This is a genomic window from Ohtaekwangia sp., from assembly GCF_036568665.1.
Taxonomy (GTDB): Bacteria; Bacteroidota; Bacteroidia; order Cytophagales; family Cyclobacteriaceae; genus Ohtaekwangia.
This window is the reverse complement of the sequence record NZ_DATCSD010000397.1, coordinates 1-6,635: the sequence shown is the minus strand read 5'-3', so window position 1 is coordinate 6,635 and position 6,635 is coordinate 1. Positions and strand designations below refer to the sequence as shown.

At 40.6% G+C, this 6,635-nt stretch carries 5 protein-coding genes, 3 tRNA genes and 1 pseudogene; 5 read left to right on the top strand and 4 right to left on the bottom strand.

Annotation, left to right across the window (positions count from 1 at the left end; genetic code table 11):
* On the bottom strand, positions 1-648 hold a 648-nt coding region (locus VIN08_RS23455; RefSeq protein WP_331970616.1), incomplete at its 3' end, for a (Fe-S)-binding protein.
* Between the two features lie 34 nt (positions 649-682).
* The gene (locus VIN08_RS23450; RefSeq protein ID WP_331970613.1) at positions 683-1,990 is read right to left on the bottom strand and encodes a (Fe-S)-binding protein; all 1,308 of its coding nucleotides are present in this window, start codon (positions 1,988-1,990) and stop codon (positions 683-685) included.
* A 115-nt stretch (positions 1,991-2,105) separates the two neighbouring features.
* Here VIN08_RS23450 and VIN08_RS23445 point away from each other — a divergent pair.
* Positions 2,106-2,178, top strand: a tRNA-Phe gene (locus tag VIN08_RS23445).
* A gap of 160 nt (positions 2,179-2,338) precedes the next feature.
* On the opposite strand, the gene VIN08_RS23440 is transcribed toward VIN08_RS23445, so the two are convergent.
* Both VIN08_RS23440 and VIN08_RS23435 read right to left on the bottom strand, forming a co-directional pair.
* Complete coding sequence (locus VIN08_RS23440; RefSeq protein WP_331970610.1) at positions 2,339-3,109, bottom strand: acyl-CoA desaturase; 771 nt, start codon at positions 3,107-3,109, stop codon at positions 2,339-2,341.
* Positions 3,110-3,215: 106 nt separating this feature from the next.
* Entirely contained in the window at positions 3,216-3,812 is a 597-nt protein-coding gene (locus VIN08_RS23435) for a sigma-70 family RNA polymerase sigma factor (protein ID WP_331970607.1), read from the bottom strand.
* Between the two features lie 252 nt (positions 3,813-4,064).
* On the opposite strand from VIN08_RS23435, the gene VIN08_RS23430 reads away from it, so the two are divergent.
* The 4 genes and pseudogenes from VIN08_RS23430 to VIN08_RS23415 all read left to right on the top strand — a co-directional run.
* The gene (locus VIN08_RS23430) at positions 4,065-4,973 is read left to right on the top strand and encodes an acyl-CoA desaturase (RefSeq protein WP_331970604.1); all 909 of its coding nucleotides are present in this window, start codon (positions 4,065-4,067) and stop codon (positions 4,971-4,973) included.
* A gap of 77 nt (positions 4,974-5,050) precedes the next feature.
* Positions 5,051-5,123 (top strand) — tRNA-Gly (locus tag VIN08_RS23425).
* Positions 5,124-5,227: 104 nt separating this feature from the next.
* Positions 5,228-5,313 (top strand) — tRNA-Leu (locus tag VIN08_RS23420).
* 779 nt (positions 5,314-6,092) lie between these two features.
* Positions 6,093-6,635: pseudogene (locus tag VIN08_RS23415) on the top strand (hypothetical protein); the annotation flags it as partial.

The following is a 6,635-nucleotide window of genomic DNA, read 5'->3' as shown; positions in this document are numbered from 1 at the left end:
TCCGGTAGCCAGTGCCTCTTCCGTGCGTTCTACATTTATGTCTTTATTTCCTTTTTCTGGTTCTTTAAACATTTGTGCTCCACCGGCACCACAGCAAAGGCCGGTAGTACGGCAGCGCTTCATTTCAACCAGGTCAGCATCGAGTGCAGCAAGCACAGTGCGCGGAGCTTCATATATATTGTTGGCTCTGCCGAGATAGCAAGAGTCGTGATAGGTAATTTTCTTTCCTTTAAAAGCTCCGCCTTCTACTTTTATTTTTCCTTCGTTGATTAACTCCTGAAGAAACGCAGAGTGATGAACAACTTCGTAATTACCACCCAGCTCCGGATATTCATTCTTGATTGTATTGAAGCAATGTGGGCAAGCAGTAACTATTTTCTTAACCCCGTAACCATTCAACACTTGAATGTTACTCATGGCTTGCATTTGAAAAAGAAACTCATTGCCAGCTCTTCGGGCGGGGTCTCCCGTGCAGGTTTCTTCGGTACCGAGCACTGCGAATTTTATATCAAGCGCATTAAGAATTTTTACAAGTGCTTTTGTTACACGCTTATATCGATCATCGAAAGATCCTGCGCATCCTACCCAAAAAAGTATTTCCGGAGTTTCGCCTTTTGCGGCCATATCGGCCATGGTATGTACTGTCATGGTTGTGGTTAGTCGTTACTGAATATGGCGTTGATTATTTTTCTTCTTTTGACCAATTGAAGCGATCACTTGGAGAGAATTTCCAGGGAGCGAAATTAGTCTCTATGTTTTGAAACACAGAATTCCACGAAGCCGGAGATCCGGACTCTTCCATGGCAATATACCGTCTCAATTCTAAAATGATTTCAAGCGGGTTAATCATAACCGGGCATGCTTCAACACAAGCATTGCAACTTGTGCAGGCATTGATCTCTTCTTTTGTTATATAGTCGCCCAGTAAAAATTTTCCGTCCTCTAATCCCGGACCGCCCTTCTCAAGACTCTTACCTACATCTTCCATCCGGTCGCGCGTGTCCATCATGATCTTGCGCGGAGAAAGTTTCTTACCGGTGATGTTAGCAGGACATTCAGATGTACATCGACCACATTCGGTGCAGGAATAAGCAGCCAATAAATTATTCCATGAGAGATCGTTTATATCTTTTGCTCCAAATCTTCCTGGTTCAGCAGGAGGTGCACTGCTTGCTTCTGCAAGGCCCAGCATCATTTTCACTTCGTTCGTTACCACGGGCATGTTTTTCATGTGGCCCTTAGCCTCTACGTTGGCAAAGTATGTATTCGGGAATGCCAGGAAAATATGAAGGTGTTTTGAATAAGTAACGTATATAGCAAATCCCAGAATACCGATGATGTGTCCCCACCAGGCAAACCTCTCAATAAAAATCAATGTATTCTCCGGAAGATTTTGAAATACAGGAATCAGGAACGAGCTGAAGAATAATTTTCCGGTGGAGATATAGTGTTCATTTGTTTGTTGCAGAACCTGGTCGGTAGCATTCATAGAAAGAATGGCCAGCATGAGGATGATCTCAGTACAAAGAATGATGTTGGCATCGAGTCTAGGCCAACCATTTAATTCCGTTGACCAAAATCTCTTCAATTTCAAAATGTTTCTACGAAGAAGGAAGAATACACAAGAAAGAAGAACACCCACTGCCAAAAACTCGAAGATGTTCATCAGAACAGTATAAAAGCCTCCCAAGAATGGCGCGAATATTCGGTGAGTTCCCGCTACACCATCAATTATAAATTCAAGCACTTCGAGGTTTATAACGATGAACCCTACATAAATGAGTAAGTGAAGAAATGCCGGTACAGGTCGCTTGAACATTTTTTTCTGACCAAATGCAACAAGGATCATGTTTTGCAGACGCTGATCGGGATTGTCTTTAATTTCTTTGTCTTTGCCCAGATTTATATTAGCACGTATACGGCTGGCACGTTTCCATATAAACCAGCTTGCAGCGCCCAGGGTGAGGATAAAAACGATCTGTTGAATCATACGCGATAATAACCTTATTCCATTAATTCCAATAAATTCAATTAGGGTTTTGCACCGAATATAAATTTACATACTTTTGTGCCCCTGTCGAACAAAGCTGGCAGGCAAATTTCCCGGTGATGTAGCTCAGTTGGTAGAGCAAAGGACTGAAAATCCTTGTGTCGGGGGTTCGATTCCCTCCATCACCACTTTCTTTTTTACAGCATGTCCGCTGTATCCTGAAGCTCTCTTCTTTTGCTTTAATTTCCCTGTTAATTTTTCTTTCAGCAAATTCAGATCAAAATAAAAAAGCCTCTTGATATTTTGATCAAGAGGCTTCTAAAAATCAGCGCTAAAACTTTATAGCTCCTACGCTGCTTTCTTTACGTTTTCGATAGCAATCTCTTTGCGCTTGGCAAGCTGAATAATATTTAGCTTATCCAATACCTTAATAACAATATAAGTCGGGTCAATCTCGTGCCAGCGAATACCACCAAAGTTTGCACGGTTTCCATGCTTGTGGTGATTATTGTGATAGCTTTCGCCCATCATCAAAAAATCTACCGGAAGGAAATTCATAGAAGTATCGCCAACCTCAAAATTTCTGTAGCCGTACTTGTGTGCGAACCAATTGATAATAGCACCATGCACTGGGCTCATCAGGAAATGTATAGGTAACAATAACCATAACCACCAATGTGTTGCAAAAACAGCATATACCGTTATATAAGAAGCAGCCCAAAAAATTCTGGACGGCCATGAACGAGCAAACTTATCGAAGGCTTCCCACTCCGGCACACCTTCGGTGAAACGCTTGTCAACAACCATTTCGCGATTAGCAATCTGCGAATAGATGGTTTTTGTTTTCCACATCATGTTCCAGATTGTTTCATCGTATTTGGGAGAGTGCGGATCATTTTCCGTATCGGCAAAAGCATGATGCATCCGGTGCATTACGCCATAACCATACGGGCTCAGATAATTTGAACCTTGAAATATCCACGTGAGCACAAAGAATACTTTCTCGGTAAATTTATTCATCGTAAAAGCATGATGCGATGCATAGCGATGCAGGAAAAAAGTCTGGAAAAAGAGCGAGAGGTACCAGTGTCCGATAAAAAATGCAAAAATGACAATCATGTGTGCAATTGGTTGTAGGTAAATATTAATTTATACGTTCGCTTTTGGCGCTCGTATAGTGTAAGACTGGCGAACTAAAAATCTGTGACAAGCCTGGAGAAAAAAATCAGAATTTTTTTGAGATCGCCTCTGCAATATCCTTTTTGAGTTCCTGGATGAGGTCGGAGGCGTTTCCAAAATGGCAGGCGTTTCGAAAACTCTCCAGCAATTTGGATGTATCAGGCAAATCTATTTTAGAAGTTTCTTCACTTAATTTCTTCTTTGCTCTGCAGAATAACTGGCGGCAATGATCTTTCTTTTTATCGAATGTTTGTTGAAGGTCTTCGTAATCAAAATCAAAAACTTCTTTCAGCAAGTATACAGCACGCTCGAGAGGTTCGAGTTTGACATGCAATACTTTAATGGCAGCGTCCATATCAAGGTGAGCCAGGTTCGTCTCTTTAAAATGTTTTATCATTTCGGAAACGTTATCCATATACTCTTCCTTCTTCCTTCGAAGAGAATTTAAATGACTTAGGCAATTATTGGTAACAGCGCGAACCAGGTAAGCTTTCGTGTTATCAATTTTCTGCTGATCGATGCTTAACCACTTCATGAATGTTTCCTGCACTATATCTTCAGCATCTTCTTTGCAGCGCACCAGATTATAAGCAATAGTGTGCAGCAAAGGTTGATAAAGTGCTATGGTCTGCGCCTGATTCATTTTATGAAAATGGACTGCAAGATACGAACCAAAACCGGGCCATCATACCCGCTTAAAGAAAGTAATGCGAAATAATTGACTACCACACAGTTGTTTGCGAGCTAAGAAATTATTACATGCCAAAATGATTGTTTCGAATATGCCTTAACTTTGTGCCTGATATAGGATGCTTGTTGGTATCCGCGCGGACTGAATTTATTTCCCGAATCTTTGTTATAAAGACTAATGACAAATACAACATTAACACCTGAGGTGCGCAGAAAACCTATCCTTGCACAGGAGCTTGCTTTTCTGGGAGTGCATCTTCTTCCATTGGGAGCTATATTGACTGGCGCTACTTTATTCGACTGGATTGTATGTGCTATACTATATGTGTCGCGCATGTTTTGGGTAACAGGAGGCTATCATCGTTACTTCGCACACAAGTCGTATAAAACATCACGCTGGTTTCAATTTGTAATCGCATTTATGGCGCAAACTTCTGCACAGAAGGGAGCACTCTGGTGGGCAGCACATCATCGTCATCACCATCGCCATAGTGATACACCGGCAGATCCTCACTCTATGAAGATTTATGGATTTTGGTATTCGCATATAGGATGGATCGTAGGACCTGACTTTAAAGAAACCGACTATAAAACTATAGGCGATTATGCAAAGTATCCTGAATTGGTTTGGCTTAATAAACATTACCTCGTGCCGCCAACCATTTTGGCCTTAACTGTAATGGCTCTTGGGGGAATTGTAAATGGCGGAAGTATTTTAGCCATGTTTACTACTGCGGGTTTCTCAACATTGTTTGTTGGCTTCTTCCTTAGCACCGTGATCTTATATCATGGTACATTCTCCATCAACTCGATCATGCATAAATTCGGAACACAACGTTACGAGTCGAACGATGAGTCGCGTAATAGTATATGGCTGGCCTTACTAACCTTAGGCGAGGGCTGGCATAACAACCACCACTATTATGAAGTAGCAGCACGCCAGGGATTTTTCTGGTGGGAGGTTGATATAACCTATTATATACTTCGTGGGTTTCAGGCCGTGGGTTTAATATCTGAGCTGAAAGGAGTACCCAAGCATATTTTGCATTCAAAGAATAAGCAGCACGCAGCAGAGCTTCGAAAAGAATTTGAAGAATTAAAAAAATCTGCCTGATTGAAAGGGAGCAATTTGGAAATTTGGGATTCAGCTTTAAATTTGCACTCCCTTTACGAAACAAAGGGCCCAGATAAGCGGGAGTAGCTCAGTTGGTAGAGCACGACCTTGCCAAGGTCGGGGTCGCGAGTTCGAGTCTCGTTTCCCGCTCATTGATCGTCTGAATAACGATCGAATAAAAAAATAAAAGTGTGAGACCCCTCACACTTTTTTATTTAGCACCAGGGTTTCATAATAGAAATCCAAAAACGTCTGCCCGGGTGGTGGAATTGGTAGACACGCAGGACTTAAAATCCTGTGGCTAGTAATAGTCGTGCGGGTTCAAGTCCCGCCCTGGGTACAAACCTGATGTAAACACACATCAGGTTTTTTTCTTTTATAGTCTATGGATAAGGCACGGCTTTTTTAACAGGAAGTCCCGATCTCTCTTCATCGAAGAATCTCTTCACAAGTATATACTTAGCATCATTAAATTTATTTCCAGATAAGTAATCATGAGTGCATAGTTATGCTGTACTGTTTTTGTGCGATAACTAATTTTTTGACTAAAACATTTTATGTCTCATTCCACACTTTATTGTCATGAGTGGAGAAAAAAACAAACAGAGAATGCTTCACAAAAAAACAAATTAAAAAATTTTACAGTGGTAAGTCGCATTATCTTTCTTCATTTATACTCTTCTCCGTTACTTATCGGTATATAGTACAGCTTATCTTTTACTCCTTTAAAAATATTTACGAGCGTAAAAGAGATTTCTTAAAAAAATCTTTTTACTATATATCTCACATTCATCAGCACATAAAATATTTTGTGTAGAAGCTTCGTTTACAGCCGTGTTTTAATCTCACAGAGCTTCATCATTGATTTACCAAAGTATATCATGAATTGCAATTGAGTGTGCATTTAATTGCTCAGTTGTTGACGCTCTACCCCGTCTCTAGTTGAAGGTATAATCTCCGCAAAACTCTCTCGCATGTAAGTCCATGTGTATATGGAAAAGAATAAACTCTTCCAGCGAGAATATTTTTGTGTCGTCAATTTCATGGGATATCAGCAAGGTGCTGATGGATACTTAAACTAAAAAAATCTATGTCAGAATCATGAAGGTAAAATCAATTATGAAATTTGTCTTAGTGGTGTTTGGTTGTTTGATGGTACATTTTTCATGGGCGCAAAATTGTAATTGTAAGTACACGGTTGGGCTAAACGAAACAAATGTTGATGGTAAGGCTTTGTCAATTAAACCCGGTGATGTTGTTTGTATACAAGCGGGTAACAGAAGCTTTATACGATTTGCCAATTTTCAAGGCACGGCTGCTCAGCCGATCATTATCAAAAATTGTGGTGGACTTGTAAATGTAGAGAACTCCGATAAGGGCTATGCAATGTGGTTCTCCAGCAGTCGCTATTTCAGAATTACCGGAACCGGTGATGCAAATTATACTTATGGAATTAAAGCGAAAGCTTCTAAAGATGGTTCTAATTCCTTTGTAGTAACAGACCTGAGTTCGGATGTAGAGGTTGATCACGTAGAAATACCAGGTTCAGGTTTTGCCGGTATGATGGTAAAGACAGATCCTCGCTGCGATCTTACTGCTAACCGCGGACATTTTACAATGTATAATGTATCGGTACACGATAACTATGTTCACGATGTGAAA